The sequence below is a fragment of the Marinomonas sp. MED121 genome (genome assembly GCF_000153025.1).
Lineage (GTDB): Bacteria > Pseudomonadota > Gammaproteobacteria > Pseudomonadales > Marinomonadaceae > Marinomonas.
This window is the reverse complement of record NZ_CH672431.1, coordinates 359900-378764: the sequence shown is the minus strand read 5'-3', so window position 1 is coordinate 378764 and position 18865 is coordinate 359900. Positions and strand designations below refer to the sequence as shown.

The 18865-nt window shown below is 42.2% G+C and carries 17 protein-coding genes and 1 pseudogene; all 18 read left to right on the top strand.

The features are described 5' to 3' along the window. Window positions 1-12 precede the first annotated feature (12 nt). Window positions 13-1005: a BMP family ABC transporter substrate-binding protein gene (locus MED121_RS13270; protein ID WP_009834224.1), complete on the top strand. Its 993-nt coding sequence runs from the start codon at window positions 13-15 to the stop codon at window positions 1003-1005. 302 nt (window positions 1006-1307) lie between these two features. After that, the gene (locus MED121_RS13265) at window positions 1308-2867 is read left to right on the top strand and encodes an ABC transporter ATP-binding protein (RefSeq protein ID WP_009834223.1); all 1560 of its coding nucleotides are present in this window, start codon (window positions 1308-1310) and stop codon (window positions 2865-2867) included. After that, window positions 2864-3961 (top strand): ABC transporter permease, encoded by a 1098-nt coding sequence (locus MED121_RS13260; protein WP_009834222.1) that lies wholly within the window; start codon window positions 2864-2866, stop codon window positions 3959-3961. Before MED121_RS13265 ends, MED121_RS13260 begins: the two co-directional genes overlap by 4 nt. 10 nt (window positions 3962-3971) lie before the next feature. Then, window positions 3972-4940, top strand: a complete 969-nt coding sequence (locus MED121_RS13255; RefSeq protein ID WP_009834221.1) for an ABC transporter permease — start codon at window positions 3972-3974, stop codon at window positions 4938-4940. 1 nt (window position 4941) lies between these two features. Beyond that, on the top strand, window positions 4942-5352 hold the full coding sequence (locus MED121_RS13250; protein WP_009834220.1) for a cytidine deaminase: 411 nt from the start codon (window positions 4942-4944) through the stop codon (window positions 5350-5352). A gap of 111 nt (window positions 5353-5463) precedes the next feature. Further along, complete coding sequence (locus MED121_RS13245; protein ID WP_009834219.1) at window positions 5464-6273, top strand: purine-nucleoside phosphorylase; 810 nt, start codon at window positions 5464-5466, stop codon at window positions 6271-6273. Between the two features lie 3 nt (window positions 6274-6276). Beyond that, complete coding sequence (gene deoC, locus MED121_RS13240) at window positions 6277-7077, top strand: deoxyribose-phosphate aldolase (protein WP_009834218.1); 801 nt, start codon at window positions 6277-6279, stop codon at window positions 7075-7077. 1 nt (window position 7078) lies between these two features. Then, a complete protein-coding gene (locus MED121_RS13235; RefSeq protein ID WP_009834217.1) occupies window positions 7079-8317 on the top strand; it encodes a phosphopentomutase in 1239 nt (412 codons plus the stop codon). Window positions 8318-8409: 92 nt separating this feature from the next. Then, a complete protein-coding gene (locus MED121_RS13230) occupies window positions 8410-9414 on the top strand; it encodes a Gfo/Idh/MocA family oxidoreductase (RefSeq protein WP_009834216.1) in 1005 nt (334 codons plus the stop codon). A 186-nt stretch (window positions 9415-9600) separates the two neighbouring features. Further along, complete coding sequence (locus MED121_RS13225; RefSeq protein WP_009834215.1) at window positions 9601-9852, top strand: Trp family transcriptional regulator; 252 nt, start codon at window positions 9601-9603, stop codon at window positions 9850-9852. Between the two features lie 13 nt (window positions 9853-9865). Further along, the gene (locus MED121_RS13220) at window positions 9866-11263 is read left to right on the top strand and encodes an anthranilate synthase component I family protein (protein WP_036180472.1); all 1398 of its coding nucleotides are present in this window, start codon (window positions 9866-9868) and stop codon (window positions 11261-11263) included. Between the two features lie 2 nt (window positions 11264-11265). Continuing rightward, a complete protein-coding gene (locus MED121_RS13215) occupies window positions 11266-11928 on the top strand; it encodes an aminodeoxychorismate/anthranilate synthase component II (RefSeq protein WP_009834213.1) in 663 nt (220 codons plus the stop codon). A gap of 219 nt (window positions 11929-12147) precedes the next feature. After that, window positions 12148-12720, top strand: a complete 573-nt coding sequence (locus MED121_RS13210) for a hypothetical protein (RefSeq protein WP_009834212.1) — start codon at window positions 12148-12150, stop codon at window positions 12718-12720. Between the two features lie 35 nt (window positions 12721-12755). After that, entirely contained in the window at window positions 12756-13511 is a 756-nt protein-coding gene (locus tag MED121_RS13205) for a hypothetical protein (protein ID WP_009834211.1), read from the top strand. 32 nt (window positions 13512-13543) lie between these two features. Continuing rightward, window positions 13544-13874, top strand: a pseudogene (locus MED121_RS13200) (anthranilate/aminodeoxychorismate synthase component II); the annotation flags it as partial. Between the two features lie 261 nt (window positions 13875-14135). After that, window positions 14136-17147: an EAL domain-containing protein gene (locus MED121_RS23755; RefSeq protein WP_009834209.1), complete on the top strand. Its 3012-nt coding sequence runs from the start codon at window positions 14136-14138 to the stop codon at window positions 17145-17147. A gap of 86 nt (window positions 17148-17233) precedes the next feature. After that, window positions 17234-18250: a sensor domain-containing diguanylate cyclase gene (locus tag MED121_RS13190; RefSeq protein ID WP_036180470.1), complete on the top strand. Its 1017-nt coding sequence runs from the start codon at window positions 17234-17236 to the stop codon at window positions 18248-18250. Between the two features lie 88 nt (window positions 18251-18338). Further along, the gene (locus tag MED121_RS13185; protein ID WP_009834207.1) at window positions 18339-18803 is read left to right on the top strand and encodes a DUF2271 domain-containing protein; all 465 of its coding nucleotides are present in this window, start codon (window positions 18339-18341) and stop codon (window positions 18801-18803) included. Window positions 18804-18865: the final 62 nt, after the last annotated feature.

Below are 18865 nucleotides of genomic sequence, written 5' to 3'. Positions count from 1 at the left end.
AGAGGAATTCTAATGAAAGGTGTCTTTCTTGCATCCGCTACGGCGCTAGCAATTGCTGCTTCAGCTCAAGCTGCAGATATCAAACCTGCTGTTGTTTATGACCAAGCGGGTAAATTTGATAAATCCTTCAACGAAGGTGTATACAATGGTATCACCAAATTCACACAAGACTCTGGTGTTCAGGTTCGTGAATTTGAGCCAAAAAATGAAGCTCAGGTAGAACAGGGCCTTCGTCGTTTAGCAAAACGTGGACACTCTCCAATCGTTGCTGTTGGTTTCTCTATGGCATCAGCACTTGAAAAAGTGGCTAAAGATTTCCCTGACACTAAATTCACCATCATCGATATGGTTGTAGGCTTGCCTAACGTTCAATCTATCGTCTTTAAAGAGCACGAAGGTTCTTTCCTTGTTGGTTCATTAGCTGCTATGGCATCTAAGACAGACAAAGTTGGCTTTGTGGGTGGTATGGATATTCCTCTTATCCGTCGTTTTGCTTGTGGTTATGAGCAAGGCGTTAAATACGTTTCTTCTAATGCAGACGTATTCCAAAACATGACAGGTTCTACACCTTCTGCTTTTAATGACCCAACTAAGGGTTCTGAATTGGCTAAGAGTCAGTTCTCTAAAGGCGCAGACGTAGTATTCGCAGCCGCTGGTGGTACTGGTATCGGTGTTTACCAAGCCGCGAAAGATGATGGCAAATTCGCTATCGGTGTTGATTCAAACCAAAACCACATCCAACCAGGCACTATGCTGACGTCTATGGTTAAGCGTGTTGACCTAGCGGCTTACAATGCTTATACCGAAGCGAAAGACGGTACTTGGAAGCCTGGCGTGACTGTTTTAGGTCTTGCTGAAGGTGGTGTTGATTGGGCACTTGATAACAACAACGCAGCCCTTGTATCAGATGAGATGAAAGCAAAAATTTCAGCTATCCGTGCTGATATCGTAAATGGAACTATTTCAGTTCACGATTACATGTCCAACAATTCTTGCGACATTTAATTTAAAAAGAAACAGTCGTCTGTCATAAGCAGACGGCTGTTTTTTTTGCTTACAATAAATTTTTGAAACTAATGTATTTTATAGAAACTTTTGTTGCAAAGATCACATTAGTCGCTATTGCTTAGCCTTTAAATAAAGATTAAGTACTTTTTAAGCACCGAATTTAAACTTTAAAGTGAAGCCTTAGCCAAGATATAAAAAAAATGCAGCAAACTAAGGTAGCTAGATCCTTGTTCTGAGTGTATTTTGAACAGTGCTGAAATGGCTATCTATAATTAACCGCAGATAAATCACAAATTCTTATGAATAATACTACAAGCCCATACGCGATCGAATTGCGCGATATTAGTAAGCGCTTTGGAGCAGTCCAAGCCAATAAAGACATTTGTCTTCAAGTACCCGCTGGCACAGTTCACGGCATTATTGGTGAAAACGGCGCCGGCAAATCTACTTTAATGAGTATCATCTATGGCTTTTATGAAGCCGATACTGGTGATATTGAAGTGGGTGGTGAACTTGTCAATATCCGCACCTCCGAAGATGCTATTCGTTTTGGCATCGGCATGGTTCACCAACACTTTATGTTGGTTGAAAACTTCACCGTTTTAGAAAACGTTGTTTTAGGTGCCGAAGGTGGCGCTATGCTTAAAGGTGGTTTAGATGCTGCTCGTAAAGAGCTGAAGCGACTTGAGCAAGAGTACAACCTAGATGTTGATGTAGATGCGGTGGTCGAAGACCTTCCTGTTGGTTTGCAACAACGAGTTGAAATCTTAAAAGCACTTTATCGCGGTGCGAAGATCCTCATATTAGATGAGCCAACTGGGGTGCTAACGCCACAAGAAGCAGATCATCTGTTCCGAATTTTAAAATCCCTGAAGGAACAGGGTGTGACTGTCATGATTATTACTCACAAGCTGCGTGAAATCATGGCATCCACAGATAATGTCTCTGTTATGCGCCAAGGCCAAATGGTTGCCCACAGGGTAACGGCTGAAACGGATAAAGAAGAGCTTGCTGAATTAATGGTAGGTAAGAAAGTTCGCCTAGTGGTTGATAAAGAAGAGGCTCAACCAACCAATGTTGCCCTTTCTGCTAAAAACCTAAGCTGGTTCGATGAGCAAGGGGTTAAACGCCTTAAAGATGTCAGCCTAGAATTAAAAGCAGGTGAAATTGTTGGTATTGCCGGCGTATCGGGTAACGGCCAAAGTGAATTGTTAAATGCTTTATCTGGCATAACACCTTTATCTGATGGTGAAATTCATTTCAACGGTGAAGTGATTACCGCCAAGAATAAGAAAAATGCGTCGCAAATGCGTGATCTGAAAATGGCACATGTGCCAGAAGATCGTCATAAGATGGGCCTAGTCACTGGCTTCGAGGCTTATGAAGCGGCGATTTTGGGCTATCACAACTCTGAAGCTTATAACGGTAAAATCTTATTAGACCGTAAAGCTATGTTAGATGAGTGTAATGAGCGTATGCAAAAGTGGGATGTTCGTCCTGCGGATCCTTTCTTGAAAACAGCTAACTTCTCCGGTGGTAACCAGCAAAAAATCGTTATTGCCCGTGAAGTAGAGCAAAACCCGGATGTGTTATTGATTGGCCAGCCAACACGTGGTGTGGATATTGGTGCGATCGAAAACATCCATGAAGAAATTGTTAAATTGAGAGACTCAGGTAAGGCGATCTTATTGGTTTCTGTAGAACTGGATGAAATTATGGCCTTAAGTGACCGAATTATCGTTATGTTTGATGGTGCGGTTGTGGGCGAAATTGATGCTAAAGACGCGGATGAACGCACACTTGGCTTGATGATGGCGAATGCCTTGAACGAAGAAGAAACAGCAGGAGGCCAAGCATGAGTCAGCCGAAAGTTCCGGTATGGGTGAATCTGGCCCTTATCCCTTTTATTAATATTATGTTGGCCTTTTTGGTGTCAGCCTTGGTTATTTTAGCCATAGGTGAAAACCCAATTGAAGCCGCAGGTTATCTAGTTTACGGTGCTTTTGGTTATGAGGAAGGTATAGGTTATACCTTGTATTATGCCACTAACCTGATTTTCACGGGTTTAGCGGTATCCATTGCTTTTAAAGCCGGTATCTTCAACATTGGTGGTGAAGGACAAGCTTATATAGGTGGTTTAGGTGTCGGCCTTGTGTGTCTTGCCGTAGACCAAACTATGCCTTTCTACGTGATTGTCCCGTTAGCTATTATTGGTGGTGCGGCATTTGGTGCCGCTTGGGCGTATATCCCAGCGTATCTAAGTGCACGTCGTGGTAGCCATGTGGTAATCACCACCATCATGTTTAACTTCATTGCGTCTTCTTTGATGGTTTATTTGATGGTGAACTGGCTTAAACAAGAAGGCCGTATGTCACCTAATAGCCGTACTTTTGAAGAGTCGGCTTGGCTTCCATACATGCATGAAATGCTGGCAGCGATTGGGATTAACATTGAGCAATCACCGCTTAACGCCTCTTTCCTTTGGGCACTAATTTGCTGTGTTCTGATTTGGGGCTTGGTATGGCATACACGTTGGGGCTACCAGCTACGTACTGTTGGTACTAATGCAACCGCGGCGGTTTATGCCGGTATCGATAACGGTAAAGTAACTATTTGGGTAATGCTTATCTCTGGTGCTTTAGCCGGTTTTGTTGGCCTGAATGAAATCATGGGTGTTCACCATAGTTTATTGCTTAACTTTACCGCAGGTTTTGGTTTTGCAGGTATTGCTGTGTCCTTGATGGGACGAAATCATCCGGTCGGCATTATCCTAGCCGCGATATTGTTTGGTGCGCTTTATCAAGGTGGCTCCGAGCTTGCTTTTGAAATTCCAAGTATCACGCCAGAAATCGTGGTAGTGATCCAAGGTCTAGTTATCCTCTTTTCTGGAGCGCTAGAGCATATGTGTAAAGATCGTGTTGAAGCTTTCTTCACTCGTACTTCAGCAGCTTAGGAGATAGCAGATGTTTGAAACACTTATTCTTATTTTAGATGCCACGTTACGTGTCTCTACACCGCTTATTCTTGCTGCTTTAGCAGGTTTGTTTGCTGAACGCTCTGGTATCGTAGATATTGGTTTGGAAGGTAAAATCCTTGGCGCGGCCTTTGCTGCCGCAGCCGCTGCTGCCGTATTTGGTTCTGCTTGGATAGGTTTACTCTTTGCGATTATCGCGTCGGTTGCCCTAGCGCTCATACATGGTTTTGCATGTATCACTCACCGTGGTGATCATATTGTCAGTGGTGTAGCGATTAATACCATAGTCGCCGGACTGACGGTTACTTTAGGCCTTGACTGGTTTAGCCAAGGTGGTCAAACACCCGCTTTGACAGGTGATGCAAGATTTACCTCTATTACTTTCCCATTTGCTGATGCGTTAGCGGATGTACCTGTCATTGGTCTTATCTATTCAGAGTTATTAAGCGGTCACAATATTCTTGTTTATCTCGCCTTTGCGATTGTGCCTTTTGCAGTTTGGATTATTTACAAAACTCGCTTTGGTTTGCGTCTTCGTGCAGTAGGTGAGAATCCGCATGCGGTGGATACCGCAGGTATCAGTGTTGCCTTTATCCGTTATCGCGCCATGATTATTTGCGGCATCTTATGTGGTTTAGCCGGTGCTTATCTATCGACTGCTCACAATGCTGGCTTCTTGAAAGACATGAGTGCGGGTAAAGGTTATATCGCTTTGGCGGCTTTGATCTTTGGTAAATGGCGTCCTGTCCCTGTGATGTTCGCATGTTTGTTATTTGGCTTCCTAGATGCTGTAGCGGTACGTATGCAAGGTGTTCAGGTACCTGGTATTGGTGAAGTGCCAGTACAGGCAATCGAAGTATTACCATATGTTCTGACAGTGCTATTACTTGCTGGCTTTATCGGTAAGGCGGTTGCTCCTAAAGCCGTTGGTCGACCTTATGTGAAAGAGCGGGGCTAGTATGTCATCTTCTTTAGATGTGAAAAAAGCCGTAGAACTCGCGAATAAAGCCATGAGTAAGGCCTATGTGCCTTACTCAGAGTTTAAAGTGGGTGCCGTTATCGAGACACTAAACGGTAAGGTTTATTCTGGCTGTAATGTTGAAAATGCTGCATATCCGGAAGGCACATGTGCCGAAGCGGGTGCGATTTCAGCTATGGTGCTTGATGGTGAGCAGAAAATAGACAATATTTATGTATTGGGGAATGGTGAACAGCTGGTCACTCCTTGTGGCGGTTGTCGTCAAAAAATCAGAGAGTTCTCAACGCCTGATACTCAAATACATATTTGCGGCCCAGAAGGCGTACGCAAAACCCTATCAATGGAAGAGCTTCTTCCCTTCTCATTCGGGCCTGAAAATTTGAACAAATAACAGGCTCATATTCACGCTTTCCAAGAGGGAGAGCGTGAATTCAAATCGCCAAGGAACCGCGTACTTATCACAGGAGTGGCTTACTTTATTAATTTAAAAGGAAAGACGTGTATGAAGGCTTATCAATTAAGTGCAGATTATTTGCAACAGAAAATCGGTGACCGCAAACCTGAGGTTGCTATCATTTTAGGCAGTGGCTTAGGTTCATTAGCTGAAGTAATCCAAGATCCTATCTATATCCCTTACGGCGAAATTCCAGGTTTCCCTAAATCGAGCGTCCATGGTCATAAAGGCCGCTTGGTGATTGGTCGTTTAGGCAATAAAGAAGTGGCTTGTATGCAAGGCCGTTTCCATGTGTATGAAGGTATTGCGCCTGAAACATTGCAAATCCCGATTCGTACTTTAAAGCTGATTGGTTGTGACACTTTATTGTTAACTAATGCGGCTGGTAGCTTGAACGAAGATATGGGCCCTGGCAGCCTAATGCTGATCGAAGATCACATCAATTTCTCCGGTGTTAATCCCTTAGTAGGCGAAAACGACGAGAGCATTGGACCAAGATTCCAAGATATGACTCGCGCCTATGATCCTGAGCTAAGTGATGGCATTAATGAAGTGGCAAAAGGGCTTAACATCAACCTGTTTAAAGGGGTTTATGTATGGGCATTAGGGCCAAGCTTTGAAACACCTGCAGAAATTCGTATGTTTCGTACATTAGGTGCTGATGCTGTCGGTATGAGTACTGTTCCAGAAACTATCGTAGCGCGTCATTGTGGTATGAAGGTTGCGGCAATTTCGTCTATCACCAACCTAGGTGCTGGCATGTCAGGTAACTCATTAAGCCATGAAGAGACACTAGATGAAGGCCAGAAAGCAGCAGCAGAATTGAGCAAGCTAGTCATCGCTTGGTTGGAGAGTTAAGCCATGTCTGATCAAGTAAAATCTGTCGCTGAGATGACAGACGCCGAATTAGCGAAACTGGCTCTTGGTCTATTGGATCTAACCAGTTTGAATGACGATGATACAGAAGCCAAAATTTCGTCTTTGTGTGAGCAAGCGCAAATTGAAAATGTCGGTAAAGTAGCAGCATTGTGTATTTATCCAAGATTCATCCCTTGGGCAAAACAAGAGTTAGCTCGTCTTAATATTGCTGATGTGAAGATAGCAACCGTCAGTAATTTTCCACAGGGAAGGGATAACTTGGCTGCGGCTGTCGCTGAGACGAAAGCTTGCCTTGCTTATGGTGCGGATGAAGTTGATGTGGTTTTCCCTTATCGCGCTTTAATGGAAGGGAATGAGTCTATTGGCTATAAGCTTGTGAAGGCTTGTAAAGCTGCCTGTGGCGAAAAAACACTTAAGGTCATCATAGAGTCAGGTGAATTAAAAACGCCTGAGTTGATTGCTAAGGCCAGTCAGATTTCAATTGCAGCTGGTGCTGATTTTATCAAAACCTCAACCGGTAAAGTGCCAGTAAATGCGACACCAGAAGCCGCTGATATTATGCTAACGCAAATTATCGATAGCCAAAAAGCGATTGGTTTCAAACCTGCTGGTGGTGTTAAAACAGTCGCTGACGTCAGAGAATACCTGACTTTGCTAGAATCTAAGCTAGGTAAAGAGGCGTTAACTGCGACCACTTTCCGTTTTGGTACTAGCTCACTATTAAAAGCCTTGTTAGAGGCAATGGGTGAAGCAAGCGACGGAATCACAACAGGAGCATACTAGTATGAGCCGAGCAATCATTTTAATGATGGATTCTTTTGGTGTGGGTGCGGCGCATGATGCGGCGGACTTTGGTGATGTGGGCTCAGATACCTTTGGCCATATCGCAAAAGCCTGTGCAGAAGGCCAAGCAGAAGTGGGCCGAACAGGTCCTCTTAAGTTGCCTAACTTAGAGAAAAAAGGCCTTGGTCATCTTGCTAAGGCCAGTACCGGAAATTATCCACAAGGCTTTGAATATCGTGGCCCTGTGGATGCTTTGCATGGTTATGCACAAGAGCTAAGTAGTGGCAAAGATACTCCAAGTGGCCACTGGGAGCTTGCTGGTGTACCTGTCTTATTTGATTGGGATTACTTTCCTAATACGCCTAAGTGCTTCCCTGCTGACTTTATGGCGGAGCTAAGCAAACGTGGCAAGCTAGAAGGTGTTTTGGGTGAATGTCATGCCTCAGGCACGGAAATTATTGCAAGCTTAGGCGAAGAGCATATGCGCACGGATTTCCCTATCATCTACTCGTCTGCTGACAGTGTGTTGCAAATTGCAGCCCATGAAGAAAGCTTTGGATTAGAGCGTTTATTGAGCTTGTGTCAGATCGCTCGTGATCTACTGGATGAAATGAAGATGAACATTGGCCGAGTGATCGCGAGACCTTTTATTGGTACGAATGGGGATGACTTTGCCCGTACCGGAAATCGTCGTGATCTTGCGGTTGAGCCGCCAGCTAAGACAGTGCTAAACCATCTTGCAGACGCCGGTGGTCAGGTGATTAGTATTGGTAAAATTGCCGATATTTATGCTCACTCTGGTATTACCCATAAGGTGAAAGCAACAGGGTTAATGGCCCTCGTTGATGCGACGATTGAAAGCATTAAAACCGCACCTGATAATAGTCTCATTTTCCCTAACTTTGTCGACTTTGATTCTTCCTACGGACACAGACGTGATGTCTCAGGTTATGCTGCGGCATTAGAAGCCTTTGATGCCCGTTTGCCTGAAATTGAAGCGGCGCTTAAGCCGGGTGACAGAGTCTTTATCAGTGCCGATCATGGTTGTGACCCAACCTGGCCTGGTAGTGATCATACTCGTGAGCATGTGCCTGTGATTTGCTTTGGTCCTGGTATCGAGGCAGGGGTTGATGCTGAATCAACCAGCATAGGTACCCGTAAGAGCTTTGCGGATATTGGTCAGAGCATTGCCTCTCATTTAGGATTAGCCAAGCTAGGTTATGGTGAAAGCTTTTTATAGCTAGTTAATCTCTATTATGAATCCAATAAAAACGTCCTTCTGGGCGTTTTTATTTATTGGTGATTAATGTATCTAATGAAAAGAAGGGAAATATGTCAAAACCACTTAACTGGGGCATTCTAGGTACCAGCTTTATTTCGGCAGTGATGGCGGACGCGATTTTAGCTGAGGCCAATACACATTTATACGCTGTTGCTGGTCGCTCTCTCGCGCCTTTAAAGGACTTTACCGATAAGTATGACTTCGACAAGGTCTATCAAGATTACGATGCCTTGATTGCAGATCCACAAGTGGATGTTATCTACATTGCTTTGCCGAATCACTTGCACCATGAGTATGTGATTAAAGCGGCGCAAGCAGGTAAGGCCATCTTATGTGAAAAGTCCTTGTCTGTGGATATGGCGAAAACCCAAGCAGCGTTAGATGCAGTGGCTGAACATAAGGTCTTTTTTTTGGAAGGCTTGATGTACTTAACTCACCCTTTTGCGCAAAAGATCAGCCAACTGCTGCAAACCAAGGTAATTGGTGAGGTTAAAGCAATACGTGGCAATTACAGTGCGGCTATCAGTGAATTTGTGAATCCAGAGAGTAAAGGAACTTTATATAACTTAGGCTGTTACCCACTTTCTCTTATGCATCTGGTACTGCAACAAGCTTTTGGTGATGATGTTTTCTCTGACTATCAGATTCAGGCGTTTGGTCGTCGTGGTAAAGACGGTAACATTTGTGATACCAGTGCTAACTTCCTATTTAACAATGGTGTACAAGCGCAACTGCATACAGCAGAAGACTTTGGTATGCACTCAAGCTTCAGTATCTTAGGTAGCGAAGGTTATCTCGAGCTGAAATCAAACCCTTGGTTACCCCAAGCAAAAGGTAACAAAATCTACTTCGCCAAATATGATGGGGAAGGGAATGAAACTGAGTTCGAGCATATTGAAGTGGATGCGCCAGGTAATGGTTTTGTCTCACAAGTGACTCAGGTTCGTGAAGCGTTAGAGCAAGGTTTACTTGAACTTACGCGCCCTGCGACACGTCCTCAAGACTCCTTTACCATGATGCAGTTATTAACGGACTGGGAAGCCGCTGCCTCCTAAAACCTTAGGATTGCGTGAAATGGAAGGTCGCTCAGGCGGCCTTTTTTATGCCTAGTACCAAGGATTTATATAAGAGATGTGGCATAGGTGAGAATAAAAACTGAAAATCTATTGTACTAGTACATGAATACGGTATTATGTGCGCATATTAGATAAATGGCGTTTAGCTATTAGGTGGAGTAAAGAGTGAAAGATCTAATCACCTACTTAAGAAGTGCAAGCTCAGATGACGAGATGCAGAACAAGCTGACAGGGCTTTTGACCCCAAGTGAAGTGCTCGAAATGAGCAAACGTTTGCAAATATTTGCCATGCTCAAAGAGGGTGTGCCGCAACGAGAAATTGCCAAACAACTGGGTGTCGGCATAGCGACCGTGACGCGAGGTTCGAGAGCCTTAAAAGAATTAGAACAAGCCTCATCAGATAAAGATGAGCAATAAGATGGATATAAACATGAGTGTAAAACCAGAAGCCATTAAGTTGCCGAGAAAGCCTCACTATGTGAATGTCACGGCAGATTGTGATTTTTTTGATTTGTTTAAAAAAGTCGAAAAGCGTTTTGATACCTGCTTTATGTTGGAGTCTTTGGGTGAAGATAGCTTTATCTCACGCCATTCCATCATAGGTTTTGACCCAGAAAAAATCCTCTGGGCGCAAGGCAATACGCTGACAATTGAAGAAAGAGATGGTTCTTCACAAAGTTATCAGAGCGATAATCCTTATTACTTGCTACGTGATATCGTACCGCAAAATATCTTGTCACGAAAATACTCAGGTGGTTTAACCGGCTATGTTGGTTATGATGCCATGAACTACTTTGAGCCTAGCTTGAGCCTCAATGTCAGCGATATGTTTGAAGCCTTTAAGTTTGGCCTTTATACGGATGGTTTGATTCTCGACAAGATGACAGGTGAGATCTTCTACTTCTATTATCGTGATAGCCGTATGGAGTTAATCGAAAGTATGTTGGCAGAACCTACTCCTGAAAATGGACCGCTTGTGGTAACACCACAGGGTGAATCCATGAGCAAAGCAGACCATGCTAAGGCCGTGGCTAAGGTTAAACAAGACATCATTGATGGCAAGATCTTCCAGACCGAAGTGGGCTTTAAAAAGTGGTTCACCCTAGAAGGCGATAATATCAATATCTATGAGAAATTGCGTGAAGTGAATCCATCGCCTCAGATGTACTATCTAAAGTTCAACGAACAAAAAGTCATTGGTGCTAGCCCTGAAATGCTATTCCGCTTACGCCAAGGGGAGATGGAAACCTTCCCACTTGCGGGGACCGCGAAACGTGGTGCTGATGAAACAGAAGACAGAGCCTTGGCCCGTGCTTTATTAAATGATCCAAAAGAAATTGCCGAGCATAATATGATCGTCGATTTACACCGTAATGATATTGGCCGTGTGGCGCAATTTGGAACGGTAAAAGTGCGTAGTTTGATGGATATTAAACGCTTTAGTCATGTACAGCATATTTCTAGCGAAATCGTGGGCATCATGGCAGAGACAGAAGATATGTTCTCAGGTCTTGCTAGTAACTTCCCAGCAGGTACTTTAACAGGTGCCCCTAAAATTGAAGCCATGAAGATTATTGATGATCTTGAAGGTGAAGGTCGTGGCCCTTATGGCGGTGCAGTGGGTCATTTCTCCTTTAACGGTGATTGTACCTTTGCTATTCCCATTCGTACTGTGTTTGCTAATGGCGAAAAAGCCTATGTGCAAACCTGTGGTGGTAATGTGTTTGATTCCAACGCCGAAGATGAATACGAAGAAATCCAACGCAAGTTCGCCGGAACCAAGCGCGTACTTGATCAATTTGCCCCAGCTGATAAAAAAGGAGCCTGAGTATGAAGGTTTATATTATTGATAACTATGACTCTTTTACTTACAACCTTTATCAGTTCATCGGTGAAATTCTGACCAGTGAGAAAATGCGTGGCAACATTCAAGACTTCAGTGTCGTGGTGAAGCGTAATGACGAGGTCAGCATTGAAGAGCTAAAAGCCCTGTCACCTGATCGTATTATTATCTCACCAGGACCCGGCTCTCCTGATGATGAAGCCTACTTTGGTGTCTGTGCAGACATTATCCGTGACCTAGGTAAAACCACCCCTATGATGGGCGTGTGCCTAGGTATGCAAGGAATGGTGCATGTGTTTGGTGGCAAGGTGGTGAAAGCCCCGCTGCCTATGCATGGTAAAACGAGTCCGATAGCCCACAACGGCGAAGGCATCTTTAAAGACATTCCTGACCAGCTAGAAATCATGCGTTACCACTCTTTAGTAGCAGAAAACGAAAGCTTCCCTGAGGCTTTAGAAGTGACCTCTAGTGTGGGTGAGTTGGCAGAAGCTGATTTTACTAACTTGGATGTGATTCGTGCTGGTGGTGATTTTGAAATCATGGGAGTGCGCCATAAAGAGTACCCAATACAAGGGATTCAGTTCCACCCAGAATCTTTTGCTACAGAAGGCGGTAAGGACTTGATTAGGAACTTCTTGTTTCAGTTTTAACTTAAACTAAGCCGCAATTTTCTAAAAAGCCTCGAAGAGACATCTTCGGGGCTTTTTGACTTCCAACTCTGTCGCTGCTTTGAAAATGTTCAGTAAATCTGCTTGATAATTAAGTTGAAGATGTTAAAACGCATTAAAAATCAATGTCATATGATTTTCTCACAGGGAGGTGAGTATGTTTGCCTCTTCATATCTTATTTTTAATGCGAAACATATTTAATGAAAGTCCTCGTTTTACTCTCTGCACTTTTTGTCTCAGGTGTTCTTAATGCTGCTGGTTTTGCTATCTCTAAAACAAAAGATAGTTTTAGTTTTGATAACCAAAATTACAACTCAAACTCTTACGCTACCAAACTCGTTTTTAGTGAGAGTCATCCTATTTACTTGGAGTATCGTCAATCTCAGGCTACTGATGAGTTTGACTTTTATCAAATCGGTTTGGGGGCCCTTTATAGTCTTAGTTCAAATAAACATTATGATTTTGGTACTGATTTTTACTTAGGTTATCTTGTTGCAGAAAATGACAGCTCAGAAAATGAGTTTGAATTTACAAGTATTGGTATTGGAACTTATTTTGATTATAAAGTGACGTCTCGTTTTATCATCAGTAGTTGGGCTGGTTTGCAGCTATTAAGAGAGATTACGGAAAATACAACTTGCGAAGATGGCTCGACAACAGACAGTGTGGGCAGTGGTACTTGCTCAAGTCATGGCGGAATTGCTTATTACAATGACAAATTAGGTGATGGGACCGCCAAATCATTTTCGCTTGGTTTTAAGTACTTTCTCTAAGCTTGTTCTAATTATTCGTGCCTAAGGAAAGGTAAATGAAAGATAAAAATATCTATATTCTAGTTCTTGTACCGTTAGTTTTATATGGAGTGGCTTGGTTGCTATATTCTCATCATGTTGGCAGTAACGTTTCAACAAAAAGTGATGATTGGGGCTACTTTGGCAGTTATATTGGTGGCGTCTTAGGGCCAATTTTGACCACTGCCAGTATTTTATTTGTTTGGTTTCAGTCGAAGAAAGGGCTAGAGCTTCAGCAAGAACAGTTACAACAGCAAAATTTCCAAAGCTTCATAGAAAATTATAATCACGCATTTCAAGTGCTTCAACGAGCTGAAGAAAAAGAGGTCTTCTTAGGAGGTGGTTTAAATGGTTATTTTGTTCATCATAACTCTGAAGGAACTTATAAAATAAAAAGTTTAATTGAAGATATTAAGGCGGAAATATCAAGCTCTTTCCACGAAAGTGATCTTAATAAGCATCAAGGAGAAATTGAGCATAATTTTGGAAAAATTATGGCATATCACCGAAATGCTAAATTAGATAAAGAGCTAGGTGATATGGAGCGAGATTACAGAGCTCTAGAAATATTTTTTATTGAATATATTGCAGCCTTATCCTCCTTGTATTATTTGTTTGCTAACTTCAAAAGCTTTTCAGACAGTCAAGCTAAACATCGTGATGTTCTTTTTTATGGTTTGGAAAGGTATGTTGATAATGGTAAAACCCCTCATCTGATGAAAGTATTTGATATTGGTTACGGCATATCTAAACACAACCCTTTGGTTTCTTAGTACTTTTTGAGGTTTATACTTATGAGTTCTGGCCTATGCACGGTAAAACTAGTCGCTCTTAAGTTAACCCATAACGGCGAAGGTATCTTTAAAGACATTCCTGACCAGCTAGAAATCATGCGTTACCACTCTTTAGTAGCAGAAAACGAAAGCTTCCCTGAAGCCTTAGAAGTGACCTCTAGTGTAGGTGAGTTGGCAGAAGCTGACTTTACTAACTTAGATGTGATTCGTGCGGGTGGTGACTTTGAAATCATGGGTGTACGCCACAAAGAGTATCCAATCCAAGGCATTCAGTTCCACCCAGAATCCTTTGCGACAGAAGGCGGTAAGGACTTGATTAGGAACTTCCTTTTTCAGGTCTGATTAGTACAATAAGCCAAAATTTTAAATAGCCTCGAACAATGCTGTCCGGGGCTTTTTTATCTCTGATTAAACTTAAGTTGCGACTCTTGCCTTAAATCTCAGGTGTTCTATCCACACGCTGAGGCGGGAAGACTTATTCTCAGCTTCTCTGAGCTCAGCATTCTTTTTCTCATCTGCTATCCTTTTACTGAACAGGGTTCAATATTAGAATCTATTATTTAATTAACCTGTAATATAGCTTTGGAGCCTTGGGCTGTTTGTATGAAACTCCTTAAACTTGGGATTTTAATATCACCTGTTAAGATTTTTGTGAGCGTACTTTTGCTCTGCCTATTAGTGTCTTTTTATTTTATTGACGCTTTCAAAGTAAGTTCTATCGAAAAAGCTCAGTCTGATGCTCTTGCGTTGGCTCAGCATCATGCGGCTTTAGTGAATACAACGATTGAAAAAAATATGTCTGCGAATTATGCCCTAGCAGCCATGGTTCGACAGTCTCAAGGTGAGGTTGGTTTTTTTAATACCTATGCTAAGAATCTTCATCAAATCTATCCGATCGTTTCTCACTTTACGCTTTCCCCAAATGGCATCATTCAACATGTTTATCCTTTAGCAGGAAATCAAGCCTCCCTCGGTTTGAACCAACTTGAATTTAACCCACAACAAGAAGAGGCAAACAAGGCAAAAAGTTCACGTTTACTGACTTTGGCTGGCCCCGTAAAGTTAGTTCAAGGTGGCGTCGCTATTATTGGGCGCTGGCCTGTGATGCTTAAAGATAAAGCTGGTGAAGAAGGTTTTTGGGGGTTTACTAATGTGGCTGTCACCTTAGATGCTTTATTGGAAAAGGCTAATTTTAGTGCTTTAGAAAAGCAAGGTTATGATTATCGTTTGGTTAAAAGCCTTGGTGAAGATGAAACGCTTATTTTTGCTTCTGTTGACGCTGAATTAAAGCAGGCTATCGCGATTGATATACAGTTACCTAATGATGTCTGGCAGTTGCAGCTAGCGCCCACTGCTGGATGGGTTAAATGGGCGGATTTACAGCTAGAAATTGTTTCCTATCTTATTATCAGTGGTTTGATCGCCGGCTTAGTTGCTTTGATTTGCCATATTTACCTAATTAAAAATGGGTTAGAGGGGGTTGTGAAGCAGCGTACTTTGGCGTTAACAAATACCAATAAAAGGTTAACTGGCCTATTGGATGCTATACCCGATTTTTTATTCGAAATTGATGATAATGAAGAGGTGCTTCAGTGTCATTTCCCCAGTAAATTGTTGTCGCGACGCTTTGGTACTCATATCGTGGGGCGTTACCTTACTGATGTGTTCCCTGAGAGTGTGATATTGGTTTATCAAGACTCGTTTAAAGAGGCGAAAACTGAAGGCCATTCGGCTGGTAAGAGCTTTTGTTTAGATATTGAAGGAAAAGAGCATTGGTTTGAATTGTCTGTCTCTTATTCCATTAGCTCTGATTACAATCGACCCTGCTTTGTTGCTTTAGCTCGGGATATTAGCCGACGTAAAAAGGCTGAGAGCGAATTGCGTATTGCAGCCACTGCGTTTGAGACCCAAGATGGAATTTTAATCACAGATACTCAACATAAAATTGTCAGGGTCAATACCGCTTTCCAAAAAATTACAGGCTATCAAGAAGCAGAAATTCTAGATCAAAACATCAGCTTGCTACGCTCTGGTCGCCATGATGAGATTTTTTTCCAAAAGATTTTTGCCTGTATTGATGACTGTGGTTATTGGGAGGGGGAAATTTGGAATCGGAAAAAGTGTGGTGAAATTGTTCCAGAACTCACAACTATCTCGACAGTCTATAACGACCTCAAAATACCCATTAACTATGTCTATATTATTAAGGACATCAGCCTTACTAAGCAAAATGAGCAGTTAATTAATCAGCTAAGTTATTATGACTCGCTCACTTGTTTACCTAATCGCAAGATGATTTCTGAAAAGGTTGAGCAGCTAATTAAACAGGCTCAACACCAATCTTTGACTGTTAACACCAGTGGTCATTATTTGCCTTTGATTCGTCATGCGCTTCTTTTTATCGATCTGGATCATTTTAAAAACATTAATGACAGTAAAGGATATTCCGTTGGGGATAAGCTCTTACAAGAGGTTGCTCACAGGCTCATTGATACGGTTCGTTCAACCGATATAGTGGCACGCTTTGGTGGTGATGAATTCATTCTATTGTTGGAAGGGGTTGATGTGAGCTTAGATGCTGGCAGAGCCCTGTATCGAGCAAAGAAAGTTTCTTGTTTGATCAATGATGCCTTGGCTCAGGTGTTTGAAATTAATGGGGAGCATTTTTACATTTCTTCCAGTGTGGGTATTACTGAAATTGATGAAAGCGTGGATGAAGTGTTTGATGCTTTTAAACATGCAGAGCTTGCCATGTATGAAGCCAAGTCGAGCGGCCGTAACCGTTATTGTTTTTACTCACCTCAAATGCAGGAAAAAATATTAGAGCGGGTGAACCTTGAAACCGCGATGCGCAAAGCGTTAATCAAAGATGAGTTTCTTCTTTACTATCAACCTCAATTTGATGACCTTGGTGTCTTGAGGGGAGTAGAGGCCTTAATCCGCTGGCATCATCCTGATAAGGGCATTATTTCACCTATGCAGTTTATCCCTTTAGCAGAAGACTCAAAGTTGATTATCCCTATTGGTGAATGGGTTGTGCGTGAAGCCTGTAATACTTTAGCGCGTTGGCGGGATGATCCGTTACTGAGTCAGGTGAAAGTCTCGGTTAATGTCAGTGTTATACAATTTGCTCAGGACGACTTTGTCGATTTGGTGAGGCTTATTCTTGTCGAAACAGGAGCAAGTGCTAAGCTGCTTCAGTTTGAATTAACAGAAAGTATGTTGATCGATGACAAAGCCAATATCCTGGCTAAGATGCAAGGTTTAAAAGCCTTAGGTGTTCTTTTATCTCTAGATGATTTCGGAACTGGGTATTCTTCCCTTTCTTATTTACAGCAATTGCCTTTTGATCAACTTAAAATTGATCAATCCTTTGTGCGTAATTTAAATGGGCAAGGCGATCAGCATCCTTTAGCTCTGACGATTACAACTATGGGACACAGTTTAGGTTTAGAAGTCATTGCTGAGGGCATTGAAGAAAAGGAAAGTTTGCTTAAGCTGCAATCTTTTGGCTGTAATTTATTTCAAGGATACTTTATGGGGCATCCAATGCCATTAAGTAAACTTGAAGAAGTGGGATTACAGCAATTAAGCCTGATGCAGACTGACTCTTAATAGCAAAGGTAAATAGGTTATTTTACTTATACTTAGGAAATTAGAGTGTGAAAGCTTTTATTTTAACTTAATAAATGGGGTATCAAATGGAGCATAGTTTTTTACTGGATGCTTATAGGCGTTGTGCAGAAGTACTGTCTGAAATAGCCCTTGGAGCATCTCAGAATCAAGTGTTTGAAACTTTGCAAACCATTATTGAGGAAATGGATGAAGCGCGTTTTTCCAGCATTTTGAGGCTGAATTCTCACGATGGTACCTTGCATTTAACGGTTGAAAATCGCTTGCCTGACTTTTATAACCAAGCAATTCAAGGGTTAAAAGTTGGCCCTAAAGTGGGAAGCTGCGGCGCGGCGGTCTTTTGTAATAAGCCTGTGATTGTTAATGATGTTACTACTCATGAAAATTGGACGGTTTTTAGGGAGTTAGTTGAAAAAGCGAATTTAGGCTCGTGTTGGGCAGTCCCCATCGTACTATCAAAGGGTGAAGTTTATGGTTCCTTTGCCATTTATAGTTCAAGCAAAGCGGCGCCAAGGGAAGAAGAGTTAGAGATTTTAACCTTAGCGGCTCACATCGCTGGTGTTGTCATTGAAAAACAAAAGTCAGAAAACCAACTGACCTTTAATGCGACCCATGATCCTTTAACACGTCTAAGTAACCGTAGTTTGTTTGATAATCTTGCGAGCCAAGCTCTTAGGCAATCGAAAAGAAAGCGTGAACCTATTTGCGTTTTGTTTATTGATATTAATAACTTTAAGTATGTAAATGACCATTATGGGCATGATATGGGTGATAGATTGTTATGTCTGCTGGCAGACGTATTAACCCAAGAGCTTAGAGAAGCGGATATTGCAAGCCGCCGAGGTGGGGATGAATTTATTTTAGCGCTAGTGGGGACGGGTAAAGAAGGGGCGAAAGTCCTCATTGATCGATTGTGCCAGCATTTTATGGAAGCTCAAAAAGACTTGTTTACGGATTATTCTGTGACCATGGCAATTGGTGTTGCTGAGTCTAAAAAAGGGAATTACCTCACAATTTCAGAGCTGATCAAACAAGCTGATGTGGATATGTATCGCAATAAACGTCTATTAAAAAGTAACTTTTAGCAAAAGCTGACGTTTTCCTTATCAGATTAAGTCTGGCTTAAGGTTAGCAACTTACACTCTTTCTTAATCTAAAGAAGGAGTGATTCTTATGAAACCCATTCAACGCTTAATCGTCTTACTTGCCGTATTCGGGCTCTCTCATTCTGCTTTTGCAACATCCCTTGATATGCAGGTCACCATGAAATCTTATAACGGAGATGGCGCTTACATGGCTATTTACCTCATGGATGCCAATGGTCGTCTGGTGCAAACCCTTGCTGTAGAAGGCCGTAAGAAAAAGTATCAGAAGCATTTACGAGATTGGAAGCGTGCCAACCGCTCGTTAAAGTTCGATGGTAAAACAGGTGCGAGTTTGCACAAAAAACGTAGCAGAAACTTCTTAGTCACTATCGATGATAAATACATAGACTCAAATTACTTTATCCATATCGATACCTCGGTCGAAGATAAACGTGATGTACCCTCTGATGTTATTGTGCCTTTAACCCAACAAGGCATTGGCCAAGCCATATCTGGCAAGGGTTACGTCAAATCGTTTGTCTATCGCTTTTAACCTATTTTAATTCTTTAGCGTCTTTTAACCCAGTTCTATAGCCAGTCTGTTTCCCCCTTTTC

What these genes read in the sequence shown, in the direction of transcription:
- MED121_RS13265 (WP_009834223.1), top strand. Translation starts at nt 1,308, where the DNA reads ATGAATAATACTACAAGCCCATACGCGATCGAATTGCGCGATATTAGT.
- MED121_RS13205 (WP_009834211.1), top strand. Translation starts at nt 12,756, where the DNA reads ATGAAAGATAAAAATATCTATATTCTAGTTCTTGTACCGTTAGTTTTA.
- MED121_RS13255 (WP_009834221.1), top strand. Translation starts at nt 3,972, where the DNA reads ATGTTTGAAACACTTATTCTTATTTTAGATGCCACGTTACGTGTCTCT.
- MED121_RS13215 (WP_009834213.1), top strand. Translation starts at nt 11,266, where the DNA reads ATGAAGGTTTATATTATTGATAACTATGACTCTTTTACTTACAACCTT.
- MED121_RS13245 (WP_009834219.1), top strand. Translation starts at nt 5,464, where the DNA reads ATGAAGGCTTATCAATTAAGTGCAGATTATTTGCAACAGAAAATCGGT.
- MED121_RS13235 (WP_009834217.1), top strand. Translation starts at nt 7,079, where the DNA reads ATGAGCCGAGCAATCATTTTAATGATGGATTCTTTTGGTGTGGGTGCG.
- MED121_RS23755 (WP_009834209.1), top strand. Translation starts at nt 14,136, where the DNA reads ATGAAACTCCTTAAACTTGGGATTTTAATATCACCTGTTAAGATTTTT.
- MED121_RS13220 (WP_036180472.1), top strand. Translation starts at nt 9,866, where the DNA reads ATGAGTGTAAAACCAGAAGCCATTAAGTTGCCGAGAAAGCCTCACTAT.
- MED121_RS13190 (WP_036180470.1), top strand. Translation starts at nt 17,234, where the DNA reads ATGGAGCATAGTTTTTTACTGGATGCTTATAGGCGTTGTGCAGAAGTA.
- deoC (WP_009834218.1), top strand. Translation starts at nt 6,277, where the DNA reads ATGTCTGATCAAGTAAAATCTGTCGCTGAGATGACAGACGCCGAATTA.
- MED121_RS13250 (WP_009834220.1), top strand. Translation starts at nt 4,942, where the DNA reads ATGTCATCTTCTTTAGATGTGAAAAAAGCCGTAGAACTCGCGAATAAA.
- MED121_RS13230 (WP_009834216.1), top strand. Translation starts at nt 8,410, where the DNA reads ATGTCAAAACCACTTAACTGGGGCATTCTAGGTACCAGCTTTATTTCG.
- MED121_RS13260 (WP_009834222.1), top strand. Translation starts at nt 2,864, where the DNA reads ATGAGTCAGCCGAAAGTTCCGGTATGGGTGAATCTGGCCCTTATCCCT.
- MED121_RS13270 (WP_009834224.1), top strand. Translation starts at nt 13, where the DNA reads ATGAAAGGTGTCTTTCTTGCATCCGCTACGGCGCTAGCAATTGCTGCT.
- MED121_RS13185 (WP_009834207.1), top strand. Translation starts at nt 18,339, where the DNA reads ATGAAACCCATTCAACGCTTAATCGTCTTACTTGCCGTATTCGGGCTC.
- MED121_RS13210 (WP_009834212.1), top strand. Translation starts at nt 12,148, where the DNA reads ATGAAAGTCCTCGTTTTACTCTCTGCACTTTTTGTCTCAGGTGTTCTT.